This is a genomic window from Nocardiopsis dassonvillei (genome assembly GCF_964273065.1).
Classification (GTDB): Bacteria; Actinomycetota; Actinomycetes; order Streptosporangiales; family Streptosporangiaceae; genus Nocardiopsis; species Nocardiopsis dassonvillei_B.
The window spans coordinates 5,452,033-5,475,412 of record NZ_OZ186815.1 but is presented as its reverse complement, the minus strand read 5'-3'; the positions used below and the strand labels follow the sequence as shown (position 1 = coordinate 5,475,412).

The window sequence follows — 23,380 nt, the reverse complement described above, 5'->3', positions numbered from 1 at the left end:
AATCGGACATAGGGTGATCAGTCCAGGCCCAGTTCACGGGCCCGGACGGCGGCCGCGTTGCGGTTGGTGACCCCCAGCTTGCCCATGAGGTTGGACATGTGCACGCTCACCGTCTTGGCCGAGATGAACAGCTCCTCCCCGACCTCCCGGTTGGTCATCCCCCGCGCCGCCAGCCGCAGCACCTCCGCCTCCCGCCGCGTCAGCCCCGCCGGGGCCTCCCCCGCCGCCGGCGTGCGCGGCCGGGACAGTCCGTGCCTGCGGCGGATCCGGTCGGACAGCTCGGCGAACAGGGTCAGGCCGCTCTCCCGGGCGGCCTCCTCCACCTCGGCCAGGTGTGCGGCGGCCCGCTCCGTCGATCCCGCCCTGGCGGCGGCACGGGCGGCGGCCAGCAGCAGGTACATGCGGTGGAAGCGGTGCTCGCGCACCTGCGGCAGCAGCCCCTCCAGGGTCCGCGAGGCCGCCTGGGCGTCCTCACCGGCCTGGGCCGCGGCCTGGTCGCGGACCAGCCGGTTCATCGGATGCGCGATGTCCCCGGGCAGCGCGGCGACGGCCTTGCGCAGCTCGTCGGCCAGCCCGGCCGCGGGGACCTCCCACCCCGGCTCGTCGCGCATCGTGTCCACGACCTCCGCCACGTAGGCGAGGTTGCCCATGTACAGGTTGTCGAGGTGGGGGTTCTCCGGGTCGCCGCCCTCCAGCAGCCGCCGGGCGGTGTCGGCCGCCGCGTCGAACCGCCCCTCGACGGCCGCGCGCATCATCGCGGTGAAGCGGACCGGCGTGTACTCCGACGGGGAGCTGCTCTGCTCGGGCAGCAGGCGGCGGAACTCCTCGAGCGCGGATTCCATGGCCGCGGCGTCCTGCCGGTAGAAGGCGAGCTGCTGGACCATCGTCCACGCCCGGGCCCGGACCAGCCGGTCGCCCGCGGCCGGGTCCAGCAGCCTCTCCCCCTCCTCCACCCGCAGCCGGTAGAAGAGGTCCACGGCCATGCTCAGGCGGAACACCGGGCCCTGGGTGCGCGCCAGCCCCAGCTCCCCGGCGCGCCCCAGCCCGCGCCGCGCGGTCTCGTGGGCCTCCTCCACGCGCCCCGCCCCCGAGAGGGCCCCGGAGAGGTTGGTCCACCCCCGCAGCTCCGCCTGCACGTACCCCCGCTCCCGGGCGAGGGCGATGCCCTCCCCCAGCAGCCGCAGGGCTTCGGCCGGATCCTCCGCGGCGGTCAGGCTGCCCAGGGTGATGAGGGCGTCGGCCTCGCTGTCGCGGTCGCCGAGTTCGCGGGCCGTCCGCAGCGCCTTCTCCGCGGCGCGCCGCGCCCGGCTGGGGTGGTTGCGCACCATGAACGTGGACGCCAGCAGCGCCCCGGCCGCCGCGGCGTGGGGGTCGCCCCTGTCCATCACCACGAACGCGTCCGCCAGGTCCTCCAGCCCGCCGTCGCTGCCCAGCTCCTTGTAGGCGTAGGCACGGACGTAGCGCAGGCCCGCGATGAGCCGGGCGTGCGGCGGGGGCTCCCCGCCCGCCGGGTCGTGGTAGCCGGTGACCCCCAGCTCCTCCAGGCCCTCGGTGGCGTAGTCCACCGCACGGCGCAGCGAACCGGCCAGCAGGCACACGGCCGCCGCCAGGCGCAGCACCTCGGCGCGGGGCTCGCCCACCCGCTCGGCGGCGTCGGGGACCAGCTCCCACAGCTCCAGTACCCGTTCGAGCAGGACCAGCCGCTCGGGGTGGGCGGCGGCCTCGGCGGCGCGCCGGGCGGCCTCCCAGGCGGCGGACAGGGCCAGCGGCCGGTCCCCCGCGGCGTGGGCGTGGTGGGCCAGTTGCAGGACGGTGTCGGCCTCCGACAGCCCCGGCACCCCGCGCCGGAGCGCCTCGGCGTAGCGCCGGTGCACGCGGATGCGCTCCCCGGGCAGCAGGTCGGTGTAGACGGCCTCGGCGAGCAGCGCGTGCCGGAACACGTACCCGTCCGCGGTGACCCGCAGCACCCGCGCGTCCACGGCCGAGCGCAGGGCGGTGTCCAGGGCCTCCTCGGTGATCCCCGCCCGGCGGGCCACCGCCGCCAGCAGGGTGTGGCCGATCCGGTCCCCGGCGGCGGCGACCAGCCCCACCGCCCTGCGGGCGTCGTCGGGCAGCCGGTCGACGGCGGCCGACAGCAGCTCGCGGGGCCCGTCGGGCAGCGGTCCGCCCGGCCCGTCCAGGAACGCCTCCACGAAGAGGGGGTTGCCGCCGCTGCGCTCGTGCAGCAGGTCGGGGTCGGCGTGGGGGCCGCCGCGCAGGGCGGCGGCCTGGGCGGCGACCTCGTCGCGGCTGAACGGTTCGACGTCCAGGCGGGAGACCCGGGGCAGCCGCTCGATCTCGGGCAGCAGGCGGCGCAGCGGGTGGGTGCGGTGCAGGTCGTCGGTGCGCACGCTCACCACCAGGTGGACGGGGGCCTCGCCCAGGTTGCGCAGCAGGAACACGAGCAGGTCGCGGGTGGAGGCGTCGGCCCAGTGCAGGTCCTCCACGACCGCGAGGAGCCCGGTGGGGCGGGCGCACTCCTCCAGGTGGGTGAGGACGGACTCGAACAGCCGGGCGCGGCCGGTGTCGTCGGTGCCGGTGGCCGGGACGGTCCCGGCGACCGGCCCGGCGCCGCCGTCGCGGGACAGGTCCCGCAGCAGCGCGGTGAAGGGGGCGAAGGGGATGCCGTCGCCGCCGAGTTCGAGGCAGCCGCCGACGGCGCTGCGGCCCAGCGGAGTGCGGGCCCGGTACTCGTCGATCAGCCGGGTCTTGCCGATCCCGGCGTCACCGCAGACCAGCACGGCCCGGGCGCCCCCGTCGAGGACGCGGCGGCCGTCCTCGACGAGCATGGCGAGGCGGCTCTCGCGGCCGATGAACACGGGGCGGGGGGAGTCGTCCTGCATGCCGTCACAGTACGGCGTCCCGCCCGCCCGGTGGTCGGCGGCGGTCAGTCGGTGCCCGCCCACAGGTCGGGGCCGAACACCTCGTAGCGGATCCGGCGGGCGGGGACCCCGGCGTCCAGCAGGTGCGTGCGCACCCCGCGCATGAACGGCAGGGGGCCGCACAGGAAGGCCTCGGTCCCCTCGGGGACGTCCACCCCGGTGAGGTCCATGCGGCCGGTGCGGTCGCCGCCGCCGGTCTCGTACCAGGTGAGGGCGCGGGCACCGGGCAGCCCGTCCACGAGGGCGGCGATCTCTCCGCGGTGGGCGTGGTCCCCGGGCGAGCGGTCGGCGTGCAGGACCAGGACGGTCCGGGTGTCGCCGCGTTCGGCCAGGCCGCGCAGCAGGGCGACCATGGGCGTGCAGCCGATCCCGGCGGAGGCGAGCAGCAGCGGGTGGTCGCCTCCGGGCAGGACCACGTCCCCGGCCGGGGCGGACACCATGAGGGTGCTGCCGGGGCGGGCGGTCCCGTGCAGGAGGGTGGAGACCTCCCCGGCGGGGGTCGCCCCGGCGCGCAGGCGCTTGACGGTGATGCGGCGGCGGGTGCCGTCCCAGCCGGTGAGGGAGTACTGCCGGGCCTGGCGGACGCCGTCGGGCATGCACACCCGGACGCTGACGTACTGGCCGGGGAGGGGGTCGGGCGCCGCTCCCCCGTCGGGTTCGAGGGTGAGGCTGACGGTGTCGGGGGTCTGCTCACTGCGTTCGACGACGGTCCAGGGGCGCCACACGTCGCGGCCGCCGGCGTGGCCGGTGGCGGCGTACAGGCGGGCCTCCATGGCGATGAGGGCGCCGGCCATCAGCCAGTAGACCTCGTCCCAGGCGGCCACGACCTCGGGGGTGGCGGCGTCGCCGAGCACGTGGGCGATGGCGCCGAAGAGGTACTTGTGGACGACGGTGTACTGGTCCTCGGTGACGCCGAGGGAGGCGTGCTTGTGCGCGATCCGGGCGAGCAGGGCGTCGGGGCGCTCGTCGGGGTGGGCCAGCAGGGCGGAGGCGAAGGCTGCGACGGCCCCGGCCAGGGCGCGGCGCTGCTCGCCGGAGGCCTGGTTGCCGCGGTTGAAGAGGCCGTCCAGGAGTTCGGGGTGTTCGCCCAGCATGGTGTCGTAGAAGCGGGCGGTGACGGCGTCGAGGTGCTCGGCGACGACCGGAAGGGTGGCCCGGACCGTGGCGGCGGACTCGGCGGAGAGCATGCGACCTCCTCGCACTCGATAATTTGCATCTGAGATGCACATTAAGAGCGGGCTCCGGACCCCCTTCCCCGGGCCCCGCCGAGGGGGGACCTCCCCGGGGCGCGGGTGCCGGACCGGGGGCGCGCCGGCCAGGGTCCTCCGGCCCCCGCACCCCGGGGCGCGGGACCCCGTTCGCGGCGGGGAAGGTCCGCCCGGGGGCCGCCGGGAGAACTCGGTCACATTCCGGCCGGGTGCCTACCGCGGCTTTTCCGGAAGCAGGGTGAGCGCCTCCCGGGCCGGGGAGGAGACCAGGGACTCCACCGTCACCTCGTCGAGGGAGGCGTAGAACGCCTCGCGGGCCCGCTGCAGGGCGCCGCGCAGGCGGCAGGCGGCGCGCAGCGGGCAGGGCGGGGCGTCCTCGCACCCGGCCAGGTCGCCGCCGCCCTCGAGTTCGCGGACGATCGACCCCACCGGGGTCCGCCGCCCCCGCCCGGTCAGCCGCAGGCCTCCGCCCCGGCCGCGGCGGGCCTCCACGACGCCCAGCTCGGACAGGCGCGCCACCGCCTTGGCCATGTGGGTGTAGGGCACCGCGGTCATCTCCGCGACGGCGCGCGTGGTGAGGAGTTCGTCCTCCCCGGCCACGGCGAGCCGCATGACCAGGCGCAGGGACACGTCGGTGAAGGCGGTCAGGCGCATGCCCGCGAGCGTAGCCGCCCCGGGTGGTCGCACCGCCCCGCACCCGGGACCGGGTGCGGGGCGGTGCGACGGTCAGAAGCGCAGGACCAGCTCGGCGGCGACCCAGAGGTCGACCACCCCGCACCACTCGGCGAAGGAGCGGGACACCACGCGGTCCTTCCACAGGTGGTAGAAGTCCCAGGCCCCATGCAGGAACCAGCCCGCCGCCACCAGGTACCGGGCGAGCTCGGGGTCGACGGCCAGGCCGAGCAGCCCGAGCCCGCCGAAGACCAGCATGCCCAGCGCCTGGAGGCGGAGCGTGCCCGAGCGGAACAGGTGCCCGTCCAGCACCGACCAGACCAGGACCAGCAGGGCGAGGCCGGTGAAGACCGTGGAGGGCGCGGCGAGGCCGGTCGCCCCCAAGCCCGTGACCGCGGCGAAGGAGGCCAGGACCAGCGGCCAGGTGAGGTACCGGTACCGCTCACCCACCTTGGCCATGACCAGGTAGACCAGGGGCAGCAGCGGGAGGATGTCGGCGAAGGTGTGGGCGGGGTCCTCCGAACCGCCGCCCCCGGCGGTGGCGGCCGCGGCGAGCAGCGCCAGCGCCGTGGGCCAGCGGGCGAGCAGGAAGCGGCCGGCCCGCCGCCACCCGCCCTCTCCCGCCCCGGCTCCCCCGTGGCCCGTTCCGGCGGCGGGTGCGCCGGTCGGCTCGGTCGCGGTCTCGTGTGCGTTCACGTGGGTCTCCTCGGTGTCGCCTCCGTACCCGGAGGGGGTATCCGCCGTCGTGTCTCCAGGCTCCTCCCGAGGGCCGGGGCCCGGTAGTGCCGGACCACCGGGATCGGCGTGCGCGTGTCACGTCCCCGCATGACATCCGTCATGCGGCTCCCCTGTCGCGGCCCGCCGCCCACTGCGACAATGGCCCGGTGAGCCCTGCCGACCCCGACGAGCCGACCGGCCCCGACGACGTTCCGCAGACGGGGGGCCTGCGCCGTTTCACCTGGTGGAGCCTGGCCGGGGTCACCGTGGCCTTCATGGTCCCGGTGCTGGCACCGCGCCTGTGGGCTCCGGCCGCGCACCCGTGGGCGGGTGCGGTCGGGCTGCTGGGGCTGGCCGCCGCCTCGGTCTGCCTGGTGGCGCTGTTCGGCCGCCGCCTGGCCCGCGGGACCGACGGCCCCTTCCCCACCGCGTGGGTCTGCGCGGGGTGCGCGGGCGCGGCGGCCACCGCGCTGGTGCTGTGGCCCCGCGGCGACGGGCTGTGGGCGGTGGCCCCGGCGACGATGGCGGCCCCCGTGGCGATGTTCCTGAGTCCGCGCCGGGGCTGGGCATTCGTCGTGGCGGCGGCGCTCGCCCTGGCCGTCCCCGGCCTGCTGCACGGGTCGGACGCGTTCGGGGTGCTGTTCCCTCCCGGACTCGCCCTGGTCGTGGCGTGGACGGTGCTGGGCCTGCTGTGGACCTGGGACGTCGCCGCGCGCCTGGACGAGTCCCGCCGCCTGGCCGCCCGGCTGGCGATCGCCCGGGAGCGGCTGCGGTTCACCGCCGAGCTGCACGACGTGCAGGGCCACCACCTCCAGGTGATCTCCCTCAAGGCCCAGCTGGCCGCCCGACTGGCCGAGGCCGACCCGGTCCGGGCCGCCGGGGAGATGCGCGAGGTCGCCGGGCTGGCCTCCGAGGCGCTGCGCGACACCCGGGCCGTGGTCCGGGGCTACCGGCGCACCTCGCCGGAGCGGGAGGCCGCCAACGCCGCCGGGGTCCTGGAGTCCGCCGGGATCCGGGTGCGCTCGGCGGTGGAGGCGGTCGACGGCGGCACCGGGCGGGCGCGGGAACTGCTGGGGCTGGCGGTGCGGGAGGCCACCACCAACGTACTCCGGCACAGCCGGGCGGGTGAGGTGGAGATCGACCTGCGCCCCGACGGCGGCGTCGTCCGGCTCCGGGTCGCCAACGACGGTGCCGCCCCCGCCACGGGGGGCGACGGCACCGGGCTGCGCTCCCTGGCAGAGCGGATAGGGGCCGCCGGGGGCACACTGGCGTGGGAGAACGAGGACGGCCGGTTCACCGTGACCGTCACCCTGCCCTGGGAAGGGGACCGATGAGCATCCGCCTGCTGGTCGCCGACGACGAGGACCTGCTGCGCGGCGCCCTGGCCGCCCTGCTCGGCCTGGAGCCGGACCTGGAGGTCGTGGCGCAGGCCGCCACCTCCACCGACGCGGTGCGCCTGGCCCGCGCGCACCGCCCCGACATCGCGGTCCTGGACCTGGAGATGCCCCCGGCGGACGGGCTGCGGGCGGCCGAGGAGATCCGTGAGGACCCCGGCTGCCGGGTCGTGCTGGTGACCCGGCACGCGCGGCCGGGTGTCCTGCGCCGGGCCCTGCGGGCCGGGGTGAGCGGGTTCGTGCCCAAGACCACCCCGGCGGAGAGGCTCGCCGAGATCCTGCGGGAGGTCGCGGCGGGCCGCCGGTACGTGGACCCCGACATCGCCGCCTCGGCGCTCACCGAGGACGACTGCCCGCTCGGGGAGCGGGAACTGGAGGTGCTGCGGCTCTCCCGGACCGGCGCGTCGGTCAACGAGATCGCCGCCCGGATCCACCTGGCGCCCGGGACGGTGCGCAACTACCTGTCGTCGGCGATGGGCAAGCTCGGTGCGGCGTCCCGGCACGCGGCCGCGCACCGGGCGTGGGAGGAGGGCTGGATCTGACCGGCCCGGCTCAGTCCCGGCCCTCCGGTTCCGGGGAGGGCGTGAGGGGGTCGGCCCCGGTGCGGTGGGCCCCCGCGTCGCGCGGCATCCACAGCAGCACGATGACCACTCCGGCGAGCCCGCAGCACACCGACACGAGCACCGCCGTGTGCAGCCCGGACAGGAACGCCTCCTTGGCCGGGGCCACCAGGGCCTGCCCCGCCCCGCCCAGGCGGCGGGCCACCGCCAGGGTGGCCTCGATCGACTCGCCCGCCGCGTGCAGCCCCGGGCCGCTCAGGTGCGCGGCGGCACCCTCCGCGGCGGCGGCCTCCTCCAGGGCCGGGGTGATGTCCGCCCGGTACCGGAAGGAGATGACCGCGCCCAGCACCGCGACGCCCATGGCGGTGGCCACCTGGCGGACGGTGTTCTGCATGGCGGAGGCCGCCCCGGCCTTGCCGGGCGGCACCGACGAGACGATGGCGTCGGTCGACGGGGTGAGGACCACCGCCATGGCGCTCGCCTGGGTGAAGAAGAAGACCAGGATGAGCCAGACCGGGGTGTCGACCCGCAGCAGTGTGAAGAACGCCAGGCTGGCGCACACGACGAGGATGCCGGTGGCGGCGACCGCCCGCGGTCCGAAGCGGCGCACCAGGTTGGGGCTGAGCGGGGCCAGGAGCATCTGCCCGACCGCCGCCGGGAGCACCAGCAGCCCTGCGACGAACGGGGTGAACTCGCGCACGCTCTGCCAGTAGAAGCTGAGGAAGAAGATCAGCCCGGACATGCTGAAGAACATCAGCATGATGGTGGCCATGGCGACGCTGAACCGCGGGTCCCTGAAGAAGCGCACGTCCAGCGACGGGTTCGGGGTGCGCGACTCGTGGACCAGGAACAGGGCGATGACCGCCAGGCCGCCGAGCAGCGCTCCCCACACGTCGGCGCCGCTCACGGACGAGCGCTCCCCCGCCGTGATGATCGCGTAGATGAGCAGCACCAGGCCCGGGACGGACAGCAGCACGCCGGGCACGTCGAGGCGGCCGGGGTCGGTGTCCCTGGACTCCGGGACGAGGAAGAACATCAGCGCCAGGCCCAGCAGCACGAAGGGCACGTTGACGAGGAAGATCGACCCCCACCAGAAGTTCTCCAGCAGCAGGCCGCCCGCCGAGGGCCCGATCGCCATGGCCAGGCCCACCGCCCCCGACCACAGGCCGATGGCACGGCCGCGCTCCTCGGGCGGGAAGACGGCGGTGATGATCGACAGGGTCTGCGGGGAGACCATGGCGGCGCCCAAGCCCATGACGGCGCGGGCGGCGATGAGCTGCTCGGGGGTCTGGGAGTAGGCGGACAGGGCCGAGGCCGTGCCGAACACCACGAGCCCCGCGGTGAGCATCCGCCGCCGCCCCCACCGGTCGCCCAGGACGCCGAAGGTGAACAGCAGCCCCGCGAAGACCAGGGTGTAGGAGTTGATCGCCCAGGCCAGCTGGGACTGGCTGGCGCCGACCCCGCGCTCGGGGTCGGACAGGGTGCGCAGCGCCACGTTGAGGATCGTGTTGTCGGCGACGATCACCAGCAGGCAGATGATGAGGACCGCGAGTCCGCCCCACCGCCGTCGATAAGCCGTCCCAGCGTCCACGTGAGCACCTTCGTTCTCCGTCGGCCGGCCCGCGCCCCGGGGCGGCCGACCCGCCCGACCGGAACCGCCATGGTAGCCGTCGGGGATCCCGCGCCCGTCGGCCGCTCCCGGTGATCGGACGTGCCGTGCCGGGACGGGTCGGGCGGCGTGACGCACGACCGTCCGAGAGAGGGGGTACGGGGGAAGTTCCCGGCGGGCGCCCCGGTTGTATCCCGAAGGGAGCGGGCGCCCGCGGCTGTGCGAAGATGCACACACGGCACGCGGGCCCGGCCCTCCCGCCGCCCGCGGCGGCGGCCGGATCCGACCGCCACGGCCCCGCGGGGCCGCACATCCGTCGCGTTCGCGCGGCGCACATCTATTTCGTCCACACGTCCGGGGACACCCACGCGGTGCTTCGAGACAACGGAGGAAGACATCATGAGCACCACTGACAAGACCCCCTCCGCCGGGTCCGCCCTCTACGGCGGGGTCACCAACCGGCGCGTCACCATCCGCGACCTGGCCGCCGCCAAGCGGCGCGGCGAGCGCTGGCCGATGCTGACCGCCTACGACGCGCTCACCGCGCGGGTGTTCGACGAGGCGGGCATCCCCGTCCTCCTCGTCGGCGACTCCGCCGCCAACGTCGTGTACGGCTACGACACCACCGTTCCGGTCACCGTGGACGAGCTGGTGCCGCTGACCGCCGCGGTGGCCCGCTCCACCAGGCGCTCCCTGGTGGTGGCCGACCTGCCGTTCGGCTCCTACCAGGCCTCCCCCGAGCAGGCCCTGGCGACCGCCTCCCGGTTCATGAAGGAGGGCGGCGCCCAGGCGGTGAAGCTGGAGGGCGGCCACGCCGTCGCCCGGCAGGTGGAGCTGCTGGTGTCGGCGGGCATCCCGGTCATGGCTCACCTGGGCCTGACCCCCCAGTCGGTGAACACGCTGGGCGGGTACCGGGTCCAGGGCCGCGGCGAGGCCGCCGCCGAGCTGCTCAAGGACGCCAAGGAGCTGGAGCGGGCGGGCGCGTTCTCGGTCGTGCTGGAGTGCGTGCCCAGCGACCTGGCCGCGCAGGTCACCGAACAGCTGGACATCCCGACGATCGGCATCGGGGCGGGCGGGGCCACCGACGCCCAGGTGCTGGTGTGGCAGGACATGGCCGGGCTGAGCCCGCGGGTGGCCAAGTTCGTCAAGACCTACGCCAACCTGAACGAGACGCTGCGCGACGCGGCGTCGGCGTTCGCGGACGAGGTGGTGGGCGGGGCCTTCCCCGACGCCGAGCACTCGTACGCGAGCTGATCCCTCCCGGATCACCCTGACGGACGCCGGCCGGGGCTCCCGCCCCGGTCGGCGTCCGCCTTTCCGGGCCGGAGCCGGACCGCCTCCGCGCACATCGCCCGGCAGGGGGTCCGGAAGGGGGCCCGGACTCCGCGGTACGGGCGGCGCGTGGGATCGCCCGGGGCGGCCCGCCGGCATCCGCCGGGGTGGCTCCGGGGCACGGCGCAAAAGGGCGCCGGGCGGACGCGCCCGGGGAGCCGGAGCGCACACGGCCCCGGTGGCGGGCCCGGCGGGGACTCATGTGAGGCGGGCCACGGACCGAATCGTACTCGGGAGTAGAGTCGCCTCATATCCCAGCACCTACGCGGGCCGGGGCACCCGGCCCTTGGGAGGACGCATGCGCATCTCGATGCCGCTCCAGTACGCGGGCGAGCCCAAGGCCGCGGTCGACCGGATCGTCGAACTGGAGAAGGCCGGGCTGGACACCGTCTGGGTCGCGGAGGCCTACGGCTTCGACGCCCCCACCCTCATGGGCTACATCGCCGCCCGTACCGAGACCGTGAACATCGGCTCGGCGATCCTGCCCCTGTACACCCGCACCCCCACCCTCATCGCGATGACCGCCGCCGGGCTCGACGACCTGTCCGGCGGCCGGGCGATCCTGGGCCTGGGCGCCAGCGGGCCGCAGGTCATCGAGGGCTTCCACGGCGTCCCCTACGCCAAGCCGCTGGCCCGCACCCGCGACACCATCGAGATCTGCCGCAAGGTGTGGAAGCGCGAGGAGCGCCTCACCCACGACGGCTCCGTGTTCCGGCTGCCGCTGCCGCCCGAACAGGGCACCGGCCTGGGCAAGCCGCTCAAGATCATCAACCACCCGGTGCGCTCGGAGATCCCGATCTACGTGGCCTCCCTGGGCGTCAAGAACGTGGAGATGACCGCCGAGATCGCCGACGGCTGGCTCCCCCACCTGTTCATCCCCGAGAAGGCGCAGAGCGTGTGGGGCGAGGCGCTGGCCGCGGGCCGGGCCGCGCGCGACGCGTCGCTGGGCGGGCTGGAGATCGCCGCCGGCGGCCTGCTCGCCATCGGCGAGGGCGAGGACACCAAGAAGCTGCTCGACTTCGTGCGGCCGATGATCGCCCTCTACGTGGGCGGCATGGGCGCCAGGGGCAAGAACTTCTACAACACCGTCGCCCGCCGCTACGGGTACGAGGAGGCGGCCGAGAAGATCCAGGACCTGTACCTGGCCGGGAAGAAGGACGAGGCGGCCGCCGCCGTCCCCGAGGAGTTCGTGGAGCTCACCAACATGGTCGGCCCCGAGTCCTACGTCCGCGAGCGCGTGGAGGCGTTCCGCGCCGCCGGGGTCACCAGCCTCAACGTCATCCCGATGGGCGACGACCCCGCCGCCCTCATCGAGAAGGTCAAGGGCTGGGTGTCCTGAGGGGCCGGTCGCCCCGGGACGGCGCGGGGCCGGGGGACGCCCCCGGCCCCGCCGCCGCGTTCACAGCCCGGTGATGCGGATGCCCGCGTGGGTCTTGTAGCGCCGGTTGACCGCGATGAGGTTCGCGGTGAGCGCCTCCACCTGGTGGGCGTTGCGCAGCCTTCCACCGAACACCCCGCGCACACCCGGGATGCGCTCGGCCAGGGCCCGCACCGTGTCGGTGGCGGCGCGGTCCTCGCCCAGCACCAGCACGTCCAGGTCGACGCTCTCCACCTCCGGGTCCAGCAGGACCACGGCGGACACGTGGTGGAAGGCGGCCGTGACGGTGCTGTCCGGCAGGACGGCGGCGGCCTGCTCCGCGGCGCTGCCCTCGGGCACGTCCAGCGCGAACGGGCCGCGCTCGTCGAAGCCGAGCGGGTTGACGCAGTCCACGACGATCTTGCCCGCCAGGGGTCCGGCCAGGGACTCCAGCAGCTCCCTGTGCCCCTCCCAGGGGACGGCGACGATGACGATGTCGCCCTCGGCGGCGGCGGAGGTGTTGTCCAGCCCGCGGACGTCGATCGGGGAGGACTCGGCCTCCACCAGTTCGCGGGCGGCCTTCTCGGCACGCTCGGCACTGCGCGACCCCAGGTACACGGTGTGCCCGGCCAGGGCGAACCGGCGGGCCAGCCCGCGCCCCTGGTCGCCCGTGCCGCCCAGCACGGAGACGGTCCGCCCGGTGATACCGGTGCTCTCGGGTGTGTTCGATTCGGTCATGCGCCGATCCTGCCAGAACGGGATTCGGAACCTGCGCCCCGGCCCTTCACCAACGGTCCCCGTCCTCCTCGTCCTCCCATTCGCTGTTGCGCTCGGCCGCGATGGTCAGTGCCCGGGACGCCGTCGCCTCGTCCGGGTAGGGCCCCAGCCGCTCCCGGTTGGGGCAGCCGGCCCCGTGCTCGACGGTGTCGTGCTTGAGGCAGTACCACCAGCGGTCACCCTGTACGTCGTCCACCGCGCCCGTCCTTTCGCTCCGTTCGCTCCCCGGTCGTCACCTACCCGGGCCGGGGTGTTCCTCACACCTCCGGGACCCCGGCGGGTCGCCGCCACGAACTACAATCCGTGTCCATGACTACTCCGCTGGTTCCCGGGCGCATATCGCCGCAACGTTCGGTCCCCTCCCACATCGTCCGCCCCGAGTACGTCGGGCGGAAGCACCCCGTGGAAGGCGTCCTGGGCGACGTGCAGACCCCGGAGACCATCGAGAAGATGCGCGTCGCCGGCCGGATCGCCGCGCAGGCGCTGGAGGAGGTCGGCAAGCACATCGTGCCGGGGGTGACCACCGACGAACTGGACCGGGTCGGCCACGAGTTCCTGCTGGACCACGGCGCCTACCCGAGCACCCTGGGTTACAAGGGTTACCCCAAGTCGCTGTGCTCCTCGCTCAACGAGGTCATCTGCCACGGCATCCCCGACGACACGGTGGTCTCCGACGGCGACATCGTCAACATCGACATCACCGCGTACAAGGACGGCGTGCACGGCGACACCAACGCCACGTTCCTGGCCGGGAACGTGTCCGAGGAGCACCGCCTGCTGGTGGAGCGCACCCGCGAGGCCACCATGCGCGCCATCAAGGCGTGCCGTCCGGGCCGACGGATCAACGTGATCGGCCGGGTCATCGAGTCGTACGCCAAGCGGTTCGGCTACGGGGTCGTCCGCGACTTCACCGGGCACGGCGTGGGGCCGGAGTTCCACTCCGGCCTGGTGGTGCCGCACTACGACGACCCGCGGGCGGACACCGTGATGGTGCCCGGGATGACGTTCACGATCGAGCCGATGATCACCCTCGGCGGGATCGACTACGACATGTGGGACGACGGGTGGACGGCCGTGACGGCCGACCGCAGGTGGACCGCCCAGTTCGAGCACACCCTGGTCATCACCGACACCGGCGCGGAGATCCTCACCCTCCCGTAGCCGCCGTCCCCGGCTCCCCTCCCCGCGCGCCCCCGGAGGTCCCATGGCGCGGTTCGTCCACCTGGCGCCCACCGCGGCCGCCCGGCGCGCGGTGCGGTCCGGGCTGCGCGCGAACCCCGGGCGCGACGGGGAGCGCGGGGTGTACTGCTTCCCGGTGCTGCCCTCCTACACGCTCACCCACCAGTGGCTGCGCGAGCTGGCCCGCTGGAAGGACGCCCGGGGCATGGCCGCCGTGCACCTGCTGCTGCCCGACGGCGAACCCGTCCTGGTCGGGCACTACGGCGGCCCCGGGCGCCGGACGACCGCGGCCGGGGCTGTGGGCGCCGTCGCCGCGCTGGAGGACCCGCGCGGCTGGGAGGTGTTCGTGCCCCGGGCGGTGACCGCCCGGGAGGTGCGCGCGGTCCGGGCCGTGCGCCGCGGGGTCGGCTGGCGCTACCTGCCCGGGGCCCACGGGCGGCCGCCGTGCACGTGCGCCGGCTGCCGGGTGCGCGGTGCGTACGGATCGCGGAGGCTGCTCGAACGCAGGCCCCATCCGGCGGACGGCCCCTGGCCGCCGCCCCGGGTGCTGCTGGAGCGCATCGACCGGGCGTCGGCCGACGGCGACGCGGCGGCGCTGTGCGCAGCGCTGGAGGGGTTCGGCCACCGGCGGCGCGGTCCCGTGGACCGGCTGCTCCCGCTGGCCGGCCACCCCGACCCGCGGGTGCGCTCCGCCCTGGTGTGGGCGGTGTGCGGGTGGTCCACCCCCGGCACCGGCGATCTGCTCGCCCGGCTGGCCGCCGACCCCGACCCCGGGGTGCGGGAGGCCGCCGGGGACGTCCGGGAGATCCGCGGGGACCGGTAGTCCGGTCCTGTTCCGGCCACGTCTGGCGCGGTCAGGGCGGTGGAAGCTAGGGTCGGGCGGGTGAAGATCCTCATCTCCGCGGACATGGAGGGCGCCACCGGCGTCACCTGGCCCGCCGACTGCGAGCCCGGGACCGAGCAGTGGCAGCGCTGCCGCGCGATGTTCACGAGCGACGTCAACGCCGCGATCGCGGGGCTGTTCGACGGCGGCGCGACCGAGGTCCTGGTCAACGAGGCCCACGCCACCATGCGCAACCTCCTGCTGGAGGAGCTGGACGAGCGCGCCACCATGATCACCGGCCGCCACAAGGAGCTGTCGATGGTGGAGGGCGTCCAGCACGGCGACTGCGACGGCGTCGTGTTCCTGGGCTACCACTGCGGGGCCGGCGAGGAGGGCGTGCTCGCCCACACCTACCTGCCCAACGCCGTCACCGGCGTGTGGCTGGACGGGGAGCCCGCGAGCGAGGGGCGGCTCAACGCCGCCGTGGCCGCCGCCTACGGAACCCCCGTCATCCTGGTCACCGGCGACGACCGGACCTGCGAGGACGCCGGGGCCTACGCGCCGTCCGCCCGCACCGTCGCGGTCAAGGAGTACGTGAGCCGGTACGCGGCCCGCTGCCGCCCGCCCGCGCGCACCGCCGAGGACATCCGGCTGGCCGCGGCCGAGGCGGCGCTGCTCGCCGGGCGCCTGGCCCCGGCCGAGCCCTCGCCCCTGGCCGTGGAGGTCGAGGTGGACGCCGCCCACCTGGCCCAGGACGCCGCCATCGTCCCGGGGGTGACCCGGATCGGGCCGCGCCGCGTCCGCTACACCTCGCCGGACGCCTACGAGATGATCCGCTGCTTCAAGGCCGTGACGACGATGATCGCCCGGGCGATGGAGAAGGACTACGGCTGACCGGCGGCCGCCGTCCGCCCCCGCACACCGACCCGCACCGCAGAACCGCAGAACCGCAGAAAGGCCGCGCCGTGGCCCCCACCTCCTTCGCGTCCGCCACCGACACCGCCCGGGCCGGTGAGGACGCCGTCGCCCTCACCCGGGAGCTGATCCGCCGGGACTCCACCAACCGGGGCGGGGGTGACGGGGACGAGCGGGCCGCCGCCGAGTACGCGGCCGAGGCCCTGACCGACGCCGGGCTCGCCCCGGTGGTGCTGGAGTCGGAGCCGCGCCGGGCCAACGTGGTGGCCCGGGTCCCCGGCACCGACCCGGCCGCGCCCGCCCTGCTCGTCCACGGCCACCTGGACGTGGTGCCCGCCGACGCCGCCGCCTGGACGGTGCCCCCGTTCTCCGGGGAGATCGCCGACTGCCCCGTCACCGGGCTGCCCGCCCTGTGGGGGCGCGGCGCGGTGGACATGAAGAACACCGTCGGCATGGTCGCCGCCGTCGTCCGGGAGTGGGCGCGCGCCGGGGTCCGGCCGCGCCGCGACATCGTGCTGGCGTTCGTCGCCGACGAGGAGGACAGCGCCGAGCACGGGGCCGAGTTCCTGGTCCGGCGGCACGCCGAGCTCTTCGAGGGCTGCACCGAGGCGATCGGCGAGGGCGGCGGCGAGACCGTGTACGCCCGCGGCGCCGACGGGCGGACCGTGCGGCTGTACCCCGTGGGGGCGGCCGAGCGGGGCAGCGCCTGGCTGACGCTGCGCGCCCGGGGCACCGCCGGGCACGGGTCGCGCTCGCCCGCGGACAACGCCGTGGCGGCCCTGGCCGGGGCGGTCTCGCGGATCTCCGGGCACCGCTGGCCCCTGTACCCGACCCCGGTGGTGCGGGCCGCCCTGGACGGGATCGCCGCCGCCCTCGGGGTGGCGCGCACCCCCGGGGACGCCGACACCGACGAGGCGCTGGAGGCGCTGCTGGCCCGCCTGGGCACGGCGGCCGGCCTGGTCGCCCCGACGGTGCGCAACAGCGCCGCGCCCACGATGCTGTCCGCCGGGTACAAGGTCAACGTCGTCCCGGGCGAGGCCACCGCGGGGGTGGACGGCCGGGTGCTGCCGGGGGCCGAGTCCGACTTCGAGCGCACCATGGACGCGCTCACCGGGGACCGTGTGGCGTGGGAGTACGCGCACTCCTCTCCGCCGGTGTCTGCGCCGGTGGACTCGCCGCTGTTCGCGGCGCTGCGCGCCGCGCTGCTGGCGCAGGACCCGGGGGCGCACGTGGTGCCGGTGTGCCTGTCCGGCGGGACGGACGCCAAGGTGTTCGCGCGCCTGGGGATCGACTGCTACGGCTTCTCGCCGACCTGGCAGCCGGAGGGGCTGGACTACACGGGGCTGCTGCACGGGGTGGACGAGCGGGTGCCGCTGGAGGGGCTGCGGTTCGGGGTGCGGGCCCTGGACGGGTTCCTGCGCGCCTGAGCGGCCGAGCGTAATGGGTGGGCGCACGCCGGACCGGCGGGCGCCGCGATACCGATGTCCGGAGGGGGACGTGTGACGGAACCGATGACAGCGACCGACCAGGGCGTGTCGGCGGGGGTCCGGCCGCCGCGGCTGCGCGCGGGCGACCGGGTGCGGCTGGTGGCGCCGTGCAGCCCGGTGCCGGGGCCGATGCTGGAGTCGGCCGCCGCGGAGCTGCGCCGCTGGGGGCTGGTCGTGGAGTTCGGGGCGCACGTGCGCGACCGGCACCCGGTACTGCCGTACCTGGCGGGCCGGGACGCCGACCGGGCCGCCGACCTCCAGCAGGCGTGGTGCGACCCGGGGGTCGCCGCGGTGTTCTGCGTGCGGGGCGGGGACGGGGCGCACCGGACCCTGGACCTGCTCGACTTCGCGGCGCTGCGGGCGGCCGCACCCAAGGCGCTGATCGGGTTCAGCGACGTCACGGCACTGCACGAGGCGTTCGCCGTGGAGCTGGGCGTGGCGACGGTGCACGGGCCGGTGATCGGCACCAAGTACTTCGTGGGCGACCCGGTGGCGCAGGAGGAGCTGCGCCTGACCCTGTTCGAGCCGGAGCGGCGGACGGTGCTGACCTCGCCGGGGGCGCACGCCCTGGTGCCCGGCCGGGCCGAGGGCGTGGTGTTCGGCGGGAACCTGAGCCTGCTCAACGACGGGCTGGGGACGCCGCACAGCCGGGCCTCGGCCGCCGGGGGGATCCTCATGCTGGAGGACGTCGGCGAGGACGTGGCGCGGATCGACCGGATGCTCACCCACCTGCTGCGGACCGGGTGGGCGGACGGCCTGGCGGGGGTGGTGTCGGGCACGTGGACGGACTGCCCTCCCGACCCGGGGGTGATCGCCGACCTGCTGCGCGACCGGCTCGCCCCGCTGGGGGTCCCGGTGCTGTGGGGGCTGGAGACGGGGCACTGCCCCGCCCAGCTGACCGTGCCGCTGGGCGTCCCGGCCCTCCTGGACGCCGGGAACGGCACCCTGGAACTCGCCGTCCCCGGCCTCGCCTGACCGGTCCCGCCGGGCCCCGGCGCCCGCTTCGGCGGAGCGGGCGCCGCCCGGCCGCGGCGCAGCGCCCGCGGGCCGGGGCGCACGGCGGCGGACCGGAGCGGGACGTCCGCGGACCCGAGCGGCCGGCGGCGGGAGTCTAGACTCGGGGCCATGGTGAGAGAGCCGCTGACCCAGACCCAGATCGAACGCGGGCGCCTGCTCGGCGGGCTGCTGCGCAGCGCCCGCGCCGACCGCACCATGGTGGACGTGGCCCGCCAGGCCGGGATCTCCGTGGAGACACTGCGCAAGATCGAGGGCGGGCGCATCCCCACCCCCGCCTTCTTCACCGTCGCCGCCATCGCCGCCGCCCTCGACCTGTCGCTGGACGACCTCCTGCGCCGTGTGGACGACGCCGCCGCGACCCCCGTGAGCGCCTGGGGTTAGGTTGGGACCGCACGCCCTCCGGGCGTGTTCCCACCCCCTCCGGCCGCACGGGTGGTAGGCACGAGGGGGCCGCGTCGACGAGGACCAGCAGGGGGAGAACATGAGCGAACAGGCGTTGCGGGTGGACGAGGCCGAACTCCGCGGGCTCCTGGACGGCCGGTGGGCGCACGTGCGCGAACGCGCGCGGGACCTCCTGCGGGGGGAGCTGTACGCCCCCGTGTACGGCCTGTCCGTGGAGGAGCACCGCGAACGCACCCTCCGGCAGCTGCTCGCGCTGGCCGAGACGGAGCTGCCCGCGTACGGGTTCCCCGCCTCGGTCGGCGGCGAGGACGACATCGGCGCCTCCGTGGTGGCCTTCGAGATGCTCGTCTCCGACCTGTCGCTCATGGTGAAGATGGGCGTGCAGTGGGGCCTGTTCGGCGGGGCGATCCGCGCCCTGGGCACCGAGCGCCACCACACCGAGTACCTGCCCCGGGTCATGTCGGTGGAGCTGCCCGGCTGCTTCGCGATGACCGAGACCGGCCACGGCTCGGACGTGCAGCGTCTGCGGACCACCGCCACCTACCACCCGGTCACCGAAGAGTTCGTGATCGACACCCCCGACGAGGCGGCGCGCAAGGACTACATCGGCAACGCCGCCCGGGACGGCCGGATGGCGGTCGTGTTCGCCCAGCTGCGCGCCGACGGCGAGGAGCACGGGGTGCACGCACTGCTCGTGCCGATCCGCGACGAGGCCGGCGACCCCCTGCCCGGGGTGCGGATCGAGGACTGCGGCACCAAGGCCGGGCTCAACGGGGTGGACAACGGCCGGCTGTCCTTCGACGGTGTGCGGGTGCCCCGTACCAACCTGCTCAACCGGTACGGCACCGTGGCGCCCGACGGCACCTATTCCAGCCCCATCCAGAACCCCGGCCGGCGGTTCTTCACCATGCTCGGCACGCTCGTCCGGGGCCGCATCAGCGTGGCCGGGGGCGCGGGCAGCGCCGCCAAGGCCGCGCTGACCATCGCGCTGCGCTACGCCGACACCCGGCGCCAGTTCACCCGGCCCGGCACCGACGGCGCGCCCGAGCAGGAGGTGCGCATCCTCGACTACCTGGCGCACCAGCGCAAGCTGCTGCCCGCACTGGCCCGCACCTACGCCCTGCACTTCGCGCAGGAGGAGCTGGTGACGCGGCTGCACGAGCTGTCGCGGGCGCCGCGCCGCGACGAGCACGCCCAGCGCGAGCTGGAGTCGCGGGCGGCCGGGCTGAAGGCCGTCGCCACCTGGCACGCGACCTCCGTCATCCAGACCTGCCGGGAGGCGTGCGGCGGCGCCGGGTACCTGGCGCAGAACCGCATCCCGCAGCTGAAGGCCGACTCGGACATCTTCACCACGTTCGAGGGCGACAACACGGTCCTGATGCAGCAGCTCACCAAGGGCCTGCTCACCAACTTCCAGGACACGTTCGGCGACCTGGACACGATGGGGCTGGTCCGGTTCATGGCGGGCAAGGTGTTCGAGACGGTGATCGAGCGGACCGCGGCGATCCCGCTGATCGACCGGCTCATCGCGGCCTCCCCCGGGCGCGGGGACGAGTCCGACCTGTACAACCGGGGCTGGCACCTGGAGCTGTTCGAGGACCGGGAGAAGCACATCATCGAGGGGCTCGCCGGCCGGCTGCGCCGCTCCGGGAGGGACGGCGACGCGTTCGAGGTGTTCAACCGCGCCCAGGACCACGTGCTGGCCGCCGGGCGGGCGCACATGGACCGGGTGGTGCTGGAGGCGTTCGTGGCCGGGATCGACCGGTGCGGCGACAAGTCCACGGCCAAGCTGCTGAACCGGGTGTGCGACCTGTACGTGATGTCGGTGATCGAGGAGGACCGGGCCTGGTTCCTGGAGCACGAGCGGCTGTCGACGGGGCGGACCAAGGCGGTCACGCGCGCGGTGGACGACCTGTGCCGGGGGCTGCGGCCGTACGCGGTGCAGCTGGTCAACGCGTTCGGGCTGCGCGACGAGTGGCTGGGGGCGCCGATCGCGCTGGGTGCGGAGCACGCGCGTCAGGGCGACCCGGTCCCGGCCCGCGGATGAGCCCCCGGGGGCGGTCCCGGACGCCGGGGCCGCTCCCGTCGTATAGTAGTCAAAGTTGATCAGCGATCCGGTGCGGAACGGGAAGGGTGTGGCATGTCGGCCATCCGGCTGCTGGTCCTGGGGGCGGTCCGCCTGCACGGGCGGGCGCACGGCTACCAGGTGCGCAACGACCTGGAGTTCTGGGGCGCGCACGAGTGGTCGAACGCCAAGCCGGGCTCGATCTACCACGCGCTGAAGCAGCTGGCCAAGCAGGGCCTGCTCCTCGCACACGAGACGGCCCCCTCGACGGCGGGCGGGCCGCCCCGCACCGAGTACGAGATCACGCCGGCGGGCACCGAGGAGTACTTCTCGCTGCTGCGGCGGGCGCTGTCGTCGCACGACGAGCGCCGGGACATGCTCTCGGCCGGGCTCGGGTTCATGGTGGACCTGCCCCGGCAGGAGGTGGTCGAGCTGCTGGGCGTCCGCGAGGAGGGGCTGAAGAACTGGCAGGACTCGGTCAGCACCCACTACATCCCCGAGGAGCACGCCGACAGCATGGGGCACATCGGCGAGATCATGGACATGTGGCTGGCCGTGGGCCGCGCGGAGTCGGCGTGGACGCGGCGGCTGGTGGAGCGCATCGAGGCGGGCGCGCACTCGTTCGCGGGCGAGGGCGGGAACCCGTACGAGGGCGTGTTCGCCGAGGACCACCCGGAGCTGATGGAGGCCTGGCGCATCGGCGGGTCCTGAGCCCGGCCTGGCGCACCCCGGTCCCCGAGCACGGCGGGGCCCGGCCGGTCCGGAACCGGCCGGGCCGCGCGGGTCCGCGGCGGCCGGGGTCAGCGGGACAGGGACCGGAAGCGCAGCGCGGCCATGGGACAGGCGACCAGGAGCAGCAGCACCGGCCACAGGACCGCCAGGAACAGGGAGTTCTCCGCCGCCCAGGAGGTGCCCGCCGCCCCGGGGTTGCCGAACAGGTCGCGGACCGCGGTGGCGGTCGCCGACATCGGGTTCCACTCGGCGACCGCGCCCAGCCAGCCCGGCATCGCCTCGGGCGAGGCGAAGGCGCTGGAGGTGAAGGCCACCGGCCACACCAGGATCTGCACCGCCATCACCAGTTCCGGCCGCCCCACGACCAGCCCCAGCCAGACGCCGCAGGCCAGCATCGCGGCGCGCAGCAGGAGCAGCAGCCCCACCGCGGCCAGCGCCGCGCCCAGGCTGCCGTGCCAGCGCCAGCCGAGGGCGAACCCGGCGACGAGCACGATGAGCAGGCCCGCGACGGACTCGACGAGGTCGGCGACGCCGCGGCCCACCAGGACGGCGGTGGAGGCCATGGGCAGGGACCGGAACCGGTCCAGCACGCCGCGCTCGAGGTCGCGGGTGACGGCGGTCATGGTGCCCTCCAGGCCGAACGCCATGGTGAGCACCAGCAGGCCCGGGACCAGGAACTCGGTGTAGTCGCCGCCCCCGGCGACGGTCATGCTCCCGCCGAGGAAGAGCGCGAACAGCACCAGCATCATCACCGGGAAGAGCAGTGAGATCACCGGCCCCAGCGGGTTGCGGGCCCAGCGGGCGAACTCCCGGCGGGTCATGGTCCAGGAGTCGGCCGCCCAGCGGGCGGCGTCGCCGAGGCCCTCCTCGCGCATGCGGGCCTCGTGCGGGTCGGTCGTCGTCATGTCCTTCTCCGATCCTCGTCTGCTCCCCGGGCGCGACCCGGGTGTCCGTCCTGCCCGCCGCTCCCCGCCCCGGCCCGCGCGGGCCGGGGCGGGACGGGGGCGGTCACGCGCCGCCCCCGGGTGCGCCGGAGGCGGCGGGAGCGCCCCCGGCCCCCGGAGCGCCGCCCGGGCTCCGGGGGACGGCGGGGTCCCCCGCGGGGGCGGCGGGGGAACCGGTCAGGTGGAGGAAGACCTCGTCCAGCGTGGGACGGCGGATCGCCAGGTCCTCCGCCTCGATCCCCGCGGCGTCCAGCGCCCGGACGGCGCGGGCCAGGGCCCCGCGCCGGTCGGCGACCGGGACGCTGACGCGGCGCGTCCCCTCCCCCGACCCGGCCGACTGGTCAAATTTGACCAGTTGGTCATGGCCGATCACCCCCGCACCCCCGAAGAGACCGCCCAGGACCGCGGCCGCCTCGGCCCGCCGCCCGGGCTCGGCGACCACCACGTCGAGCCGGTCGCCGCCGACCGTCTCCTTGAGCCGGTCGGCGGTCCCCTCGGCGATCACCCGGCCGCCGTCGATCACGCTGATGCGGTCGGCCAGCCGGTCCGCCTCCTCCAGGTACTGGGTGGTGAGCAGGACGGTGGTGCCGCCGCCCACCAGGGAGCGCACCGACTCCCACACCTCGGTGCGCCCGCGCGGGTCCAGGCCGGTGGTCGGCTCGTCCAGGAACAGCACCTCGGGATCGACGATGAGCGAAGCGGCGAGGTCCAGGCGGCGGCGCATACCGCCGCTGTAGGCGGACACCGGGCGCCGCCCGGTGTCCGCCAGGCCGAACCGCTCCAGCAGCGCGCCGGCGCGGGCGGCGGCCCGACGGCCGCCCAGGTGGTACAGGCGGCCGAACAGTTCGAGGTTCTGCCGTCCGGACAGCTCCTCGTCCAGTGCCGCGTGCTGGCCGAGCAGGCCGATCCGGCGGCGGACGTCGCGCGGCCGGGCGGAGACGTCGAGGCCGTCCACCTCCACCCGCCCCTCCTGCACGCGCAGCAGGGTGGCCAGGGTGCGCACCAGGGTGGTCTTGCCCGCCCCGTTGGGTCCGAGGATGGCGTGCACCGTCCCCCGCCCCACGGTCATGTCGAGGCCGTCCAGCGCACGGGTGCCGCCGTAGGTCTTGCGCAGCCCCGCCACCAGAACGGCGGGTTCGCGGTCCTCCATGGTCCCTCCCGGAACGACTGATCAAGTTTGACTACTCGGAGGAGGGTACTTCCCTGCGCACGTCTAGTCAAACTTGATTACAAGAATTCTCCCCCGACCCCCGGCCGGGACCCTCGCCG

21 protein-coding genes are annotated in these 23,380 nt (G+C 75.2%); 12 read left to right on the top strand and 9 right to left on the bottom strand.

Annotation, left to right across the window (positions count from 1 at the left end; genetic code table 11):
• Window positions 1–17: 17 nt before the first annotated feature.
• The 4 genes from ACSUPR_RS24520 to ACSUPR_RS24505 all read right to left on the bottom strand — a co-directional run bounded on the left by ACSUPR_RS24520 (window position 18) and on the right by ACSUPR_RS24505 (window position 5,497).
• Window positions 18–2,882 carry a helix-turn-helix transcriptional regulator gene (locus tag ACSUPR_RS24520; protein WP_436887078.1) on the bottom strand — a complete coding sequence of 955 codons (2,865 nt, stop codon included), beginning with the start codon at window positions 2,880–2,882 and terminating at the stop codon, window positions 18–20.
• A gap of 44 nt (window positions 2,883–2,926) precedes the next feature.
• The gene (locus tag ACSUPR_RS24515) at window positions 2,927–4,108 is read right to left on the bottom strand and encodes a globin domain-containing protein (protein WP_436887077.1); all 1,182 of its coding nucleotides are present in this window, start codon (window positions 4,106–4,108) and stop codon (window positions 2,927–2,929) included.
• A 234-nt stretch (window positions 4,109–4,342) separates the two neighbouring features.
• Window positions 4,343–4,783, bottom strand: coding sequence for an RrF2 family transcriptional regulator (locus tag ACSUPR_RS24510; protein WP_436887076.1), 441 nt, complete (start codon window positions 4,781–4,783; stop codon window positions 4,343–4,345).
• Window positions 4,784–4,855: 72 nt separating this feature from the next.
• Window positions 4,856–5,497 carry a hypothetical protein gene (locus ACSUPR_RS24505; protein WP_436887075.1) on the bottom strand — a complete coding sequence of 214 codons (642 nt, stop codon included), beginning with the start codon at window positions 5,495–5,497 and terminating at the stop codon, window positions 4,856–4,858.
• Window positions 5,498–5,685: 188 nt separating this feature from the next.
• Here ACSUPR_RS24505 and ACSUPR_RS24500 point away from each other — a divergent pair, with 188 nt between their 5' ends.
• Together ACSUPR_RS24500 and ACSUPR_RS24495 are read left to right on the top strand one after the other, a co-directional pair.
• A complete protein-coding gene (locus ACSUPR_RS24500; protein ID WP_436887074.1) occupies window positions 5,686–6,852 on the top strand; it encodes a sensor histidine kinase in 1,167 nt (388 codons plus the stop codon).
• On the top strand, window positions 6,849–7,454 hold the full coding sequence (locus ACSUPR_RS24495) for a response regulator transcription factor (protein ID WP_436887073.1): 606 nt from the start codon (window positions 6,849–6,851) through the stop codon (window positions 7,452–7,454). The genes ACSUPR_RS24500 and ACSUPR_RS24495 overlap by 4 nt, the downstream gene beginning before the upstream one ends.
• Before the next feature lie 10 nt (window positions 7,455–7,464).
• On the opposite strand, the gene ACSUPR_RS24490 is transcribed toward ACSUPR_RS24495, so the two are convergent.
• A complete protein-coding gene (locus tag ACSUPR_RS24490) occupies window positions 7,465–9,063 on the bottom strand; it encodes an MFS transporter (RefSeq protein WP_436887072.1) in 1,599 nt (532 codons plus the stop codon).
• 417 nt (window positions 9,064–9,480) lie between these two features.
• Here ACSUPR_RS24490 and panB point away from each other — a divergent pair, with 417 nt between their 5' ends.
• The gene (gene panB / locus ACSUPR_RS24485; RefSeq protein ID WP_436887071.1) at window positions 9,481–10,335 is read left to right on the top strand and encodes a 3-methyl-2-oxobutanoate hydroxymethyltransferase; all 855 of its coding nucleotides are present in this window, start codon (window positions 9,481–9,483) and stop codon (window positions 10,333–10,335) included.
• 376 nt (window positions 10,336–10,711) lie between these two features.
• Complete coding sequence (locus ACSUPR_RS24480; RefSeq protein ID WP_436887070.1) at window positions 10,712–11,752, top strand: LLM class F420-dependent oxidoreductase; 1,041 nt, start codon at window positions 10,712–10,714, stop codon at window positions 11,750–11,752.
• A 60-nt stretch (window positions 11,753–11,812) separates the two neighbouring features.
• Here ACSUPR_RS24480 and npdG read toward each other — a convergent pair whose 3' ends face one another.
• Both npdG and ACSUPR_RS24470 read right to left on the bottom strand, forming a co-directional pair.
• A complete protein-coding gene (gene npdG, locus ACSUPR_RS24475; RefSeq protein ID WP_436887069.1) occupies window positions 11,813–12,508 on the bottom strand; it encodes an NADPH-dependent F420 reductase in 696 nt (231 codons plus the stop codon).
• Between the two features lie 46 nt (window positions 12,509–12,554).
• The gene (locus tag ACSUPR_RS24470) at window positions 12,555–12,743 is read right to left on the bottom strand and encodes a hypothetical protein (RefSeq protein WP_436887068.1); all 189 of its coding nucleotides are present in this window, start codon (window positions 12,741–12,743) and stop codon (window positions 12,555–12,557) included.
• A gap of 113 nt (window positions 12,744–12,856) precedes the next feature.
• Here ACSUPR_RS24470 and map point away from each other — a divergent pair, with 113 nt between their 5' ends.
• The 8 genes from map (at window position 12,857) to ACSUPR_RS24430 (ending at window position 21,146) form a co-directional block, all read left to right on the top strand.
• Window positions 12,857–13,708 (top strand): type I methionyl aminopeptidase, encoded by an 852-nt coding sequence (gene map / locus ACSUPR_RS24465; RefSeq protein ID WP_436887067.1) that lies wholly within the window; start codon window positions 12,857–12,859, stop codon window positions 13,706–13,708.
• A gap of 43 nt (window positions 13,709–13,751) precedes the next feature.
• Window positions 13,752–14,549, top strand: coding sequence for a HEAT repeat domain-containing protein (locus ACSUPR_RS24460; protein ID WP_436887066.1), 798 nt, complete (start codon window positions 13,752–13,754; stop codon window positions 14,547–14,549).
• Between the two features lie 60 nt (window positions 14,550–14,609).
• The gene (locus ACSUPR_RS24455; RefSeq protein WP_436887065.1) at window positions 14,610–15,443 is read left to right on the top strand and encodes a M55 family metallopeptidase; all 834 of its coding nucleotides are present in this window, start codon (window positions 14,610–14,612) and stop codon (window positions 15,441–15,443) included.
• A 71-nt stretch (window positions 15,444–15,514) separates the two neighbouring features.
• Complete coding sequence (locus ACSUPR_RS24450; RefSeq protein ID WP_436887064.1) at window positions 15,515–16,891, top strand: M20/M25/M40 family metallo-hydrolase; 1,377 nt, start codon at window positions 15,515–15,517, stop codon at window positions 16,889–16,891.
• Window positions 16,892–16,975: 84 nt separating this feature from the next.
• Window positions 16,976–17,926, top strand: a complete 951-nt coding sequence (locus ACSUPR_RS24445; RefSeq protein WP_436887063.1) for a S66 peptidase family protein — start codon at window positions 16,976–16,978, stop codon at window positions 17,924–17,926.
• A 150-nt stretch (window positions 17,927–18,076) separates the two neighbouring features.
• Window positions 18,077–18,349: a helix-turn-helix domain-containing protein gene (locus tag ACSUPR_RS24440; protein ID WP_436887062.1), complete on the top strand. Its 273-nt coding sequence runs from the start codon at window positions 18,077–18,079 to the stop codon at window positions 18,347–18,349.
• A 100-nt stretch (window positions 18,350–18,449) separates the two neighbouring features.
• Window positions 18,450–20,417: an acyl-CoA dehydrogenase family protein gene (locus tag ACSUPR_RS24435; RefSeq protein ID WP_436887061.1), complete on the top strand. Its 1,968-nt coding sequence runs from the start codon at window positions 18,450–18,452 to the stop codon at window positions 20,415–20,417.
• A 93-nt stretch (window positions 20,418–20,510) separates the two neighbouring features.
• A complete protein-coding gene (locus ACSUPR_RS24430) occupies window positions 20,511–21,146 on the top strand; it encodes a PadR family transcriptional regulator (protein WP_436887060.1) in 636 nt (211 codons plus the stop codon).
• Window positions 21,147–21,235: 89 nt separating this feature from the next.
• On the opposite strand, the gene ACSUPR_RS24425 is transcribed toward ACSUPR_RS24430, so the two are convergent.
• Both ACSUPR_RS24425 and ACSUPR_RS24420 read right to left on the bottom strand, forming a co-directional pair.
• The gene (locus ACSUPR_RS24425; protein ID WP_436887059.1) at window positions 21,236–22,072 is read right to left on the bottom strand and encodes an ABC transporter permease; all 837 of its coding nucleotides are present in this window, start codon (window positions 22,070–22,072) and stop codon (window positions 21,236–21,238) included.
• A gap of 103 nt (window positions 22,073–22,175) precedes the next feature.
• Window positions 22,176–23,261, bottom strand: coding sequence for an ATP-binding cassette domain-containing protein (locus tag ACSUPR_RS24420; RefSeq protein WP_436887058.1), 1,086 nt, complete (start codon window positions 23,259–23,261; stop codon window positions 22,176–22,178).
• Between the last annotated feature and the right edge of the window lie 119 nt (window positions 23,262–23,380).

Excerpts from the sequence above, each read along its gene's own strand:
- ACSUPR_RS24460 (WP_436887066.1), top strand. The coding sequence starts at position 13,752 with ATGGCGCGGTTCGTCCACCTGGCGCCCACCGCGGCCGCCCGGCGCGCG.
- ACSUPR_RS24480 (WP_436887070.1), top strand. The coding sequence starts at position 10,712 with ATGCGCATCTCGATGCCGCTCCAGTACGCGGGCGAGCCCAAGGCCGCG.
- ACSUPR_RS24520 (WP_436887078.1), bottom strand. The coding sequence starts at position 2,882 with ATGCAGGACGACTCCCCCCGCCCCGTGTTCATCGGCCGCGAGAGCCGC.
- ACSUPR_RS24510 (WP_436887076.1), bottom strand. The coding sequence starts at position 4,783 with ATGCGCCTGACCGCCTTCACCGACGTGTCCCTGCGCCTGGTCATGCGG.
- ACSUPR_RS24435 (WP_436887061.1), top strand. The coding sequence starts at position 18,450 with ATGAGCGAACAGGCGTTGCGGGTGGACGAGGCCGAACTCCGCGGGCTC.
- ACSUPR_RS24445 (WP_436887063.1), top strand. The coding sequence starts at position 16,976 with ATGACAGCGACCGACCAGGGCGTGTCGGCGGGGGTCCGGCCGCCGCGG.
- ACSUPR_RS24440 (WP_436887062.1), top strand. The coding sequence starts at position 18,077 with ATGGTGAGAGAGCCGCTGACCCAGACCCAGATCGAACGCGGGCGCCTG.
- panB (WP_436887071.1), top strand. The coding sequence starts at position 9,481 with ATGAGCACCACTGACAAGACCCCCTCCGCCGGGTCCGCCCTCTACGGC.
- npdG (WP_436887069.1), bottom strand. The coding sequence starts at position 12,508 with ATGACCGAATCGAACACACCCGAGAGCACCGGTATCACCGGGCGGACC.
- ACSUPR_RS24495 (WP_436887073.1), top strand. The coding sequence starts at position 6,849 with ATGAGCATCCGCCTGCTGGTCGCCGACGACGAGGACCTGCTGCGCGGC.
- ACSUPR_RS24430 (WP_436887060.1), top strand. The coding sequence starts at position 20,511 with ATGTCGGCCATCCGGCTGCTGGTCCTGGGGGCGGTCCGCCTGCACGGG.
- ACSUPR_RS24515 (WP_436887077.1), bottom strand. The coding sequence starts at position 4,108 with ATGCTCTCCGCCGAGTCCGCCGCCACGGTCCGGGCCACCCTTCCGGTC.
- ACSUPR_RS24425 (WP_436887059.1), bottom strand. The coding sequence starts at position 22,072 with ATGACGACGACCGACCCGCACGAGGCCCGCATGCGCGAGGAGGGCCTC.
- map (WP_436887067.1), top strand. The coding sequence starts at position 12,857 with ATGACTACTCCGCTGGTTCCCGGGCGCATATCGCCGCAACGTTCGGTC.
- ACSUPR_RS24420 (WP_436887058.1), bottom strand. The coding sequence starts at position 23,261 with ATGGAGGACCGCGAACCCGCCGTTCTGGTGGCGGGGCTGCGCAAGACC.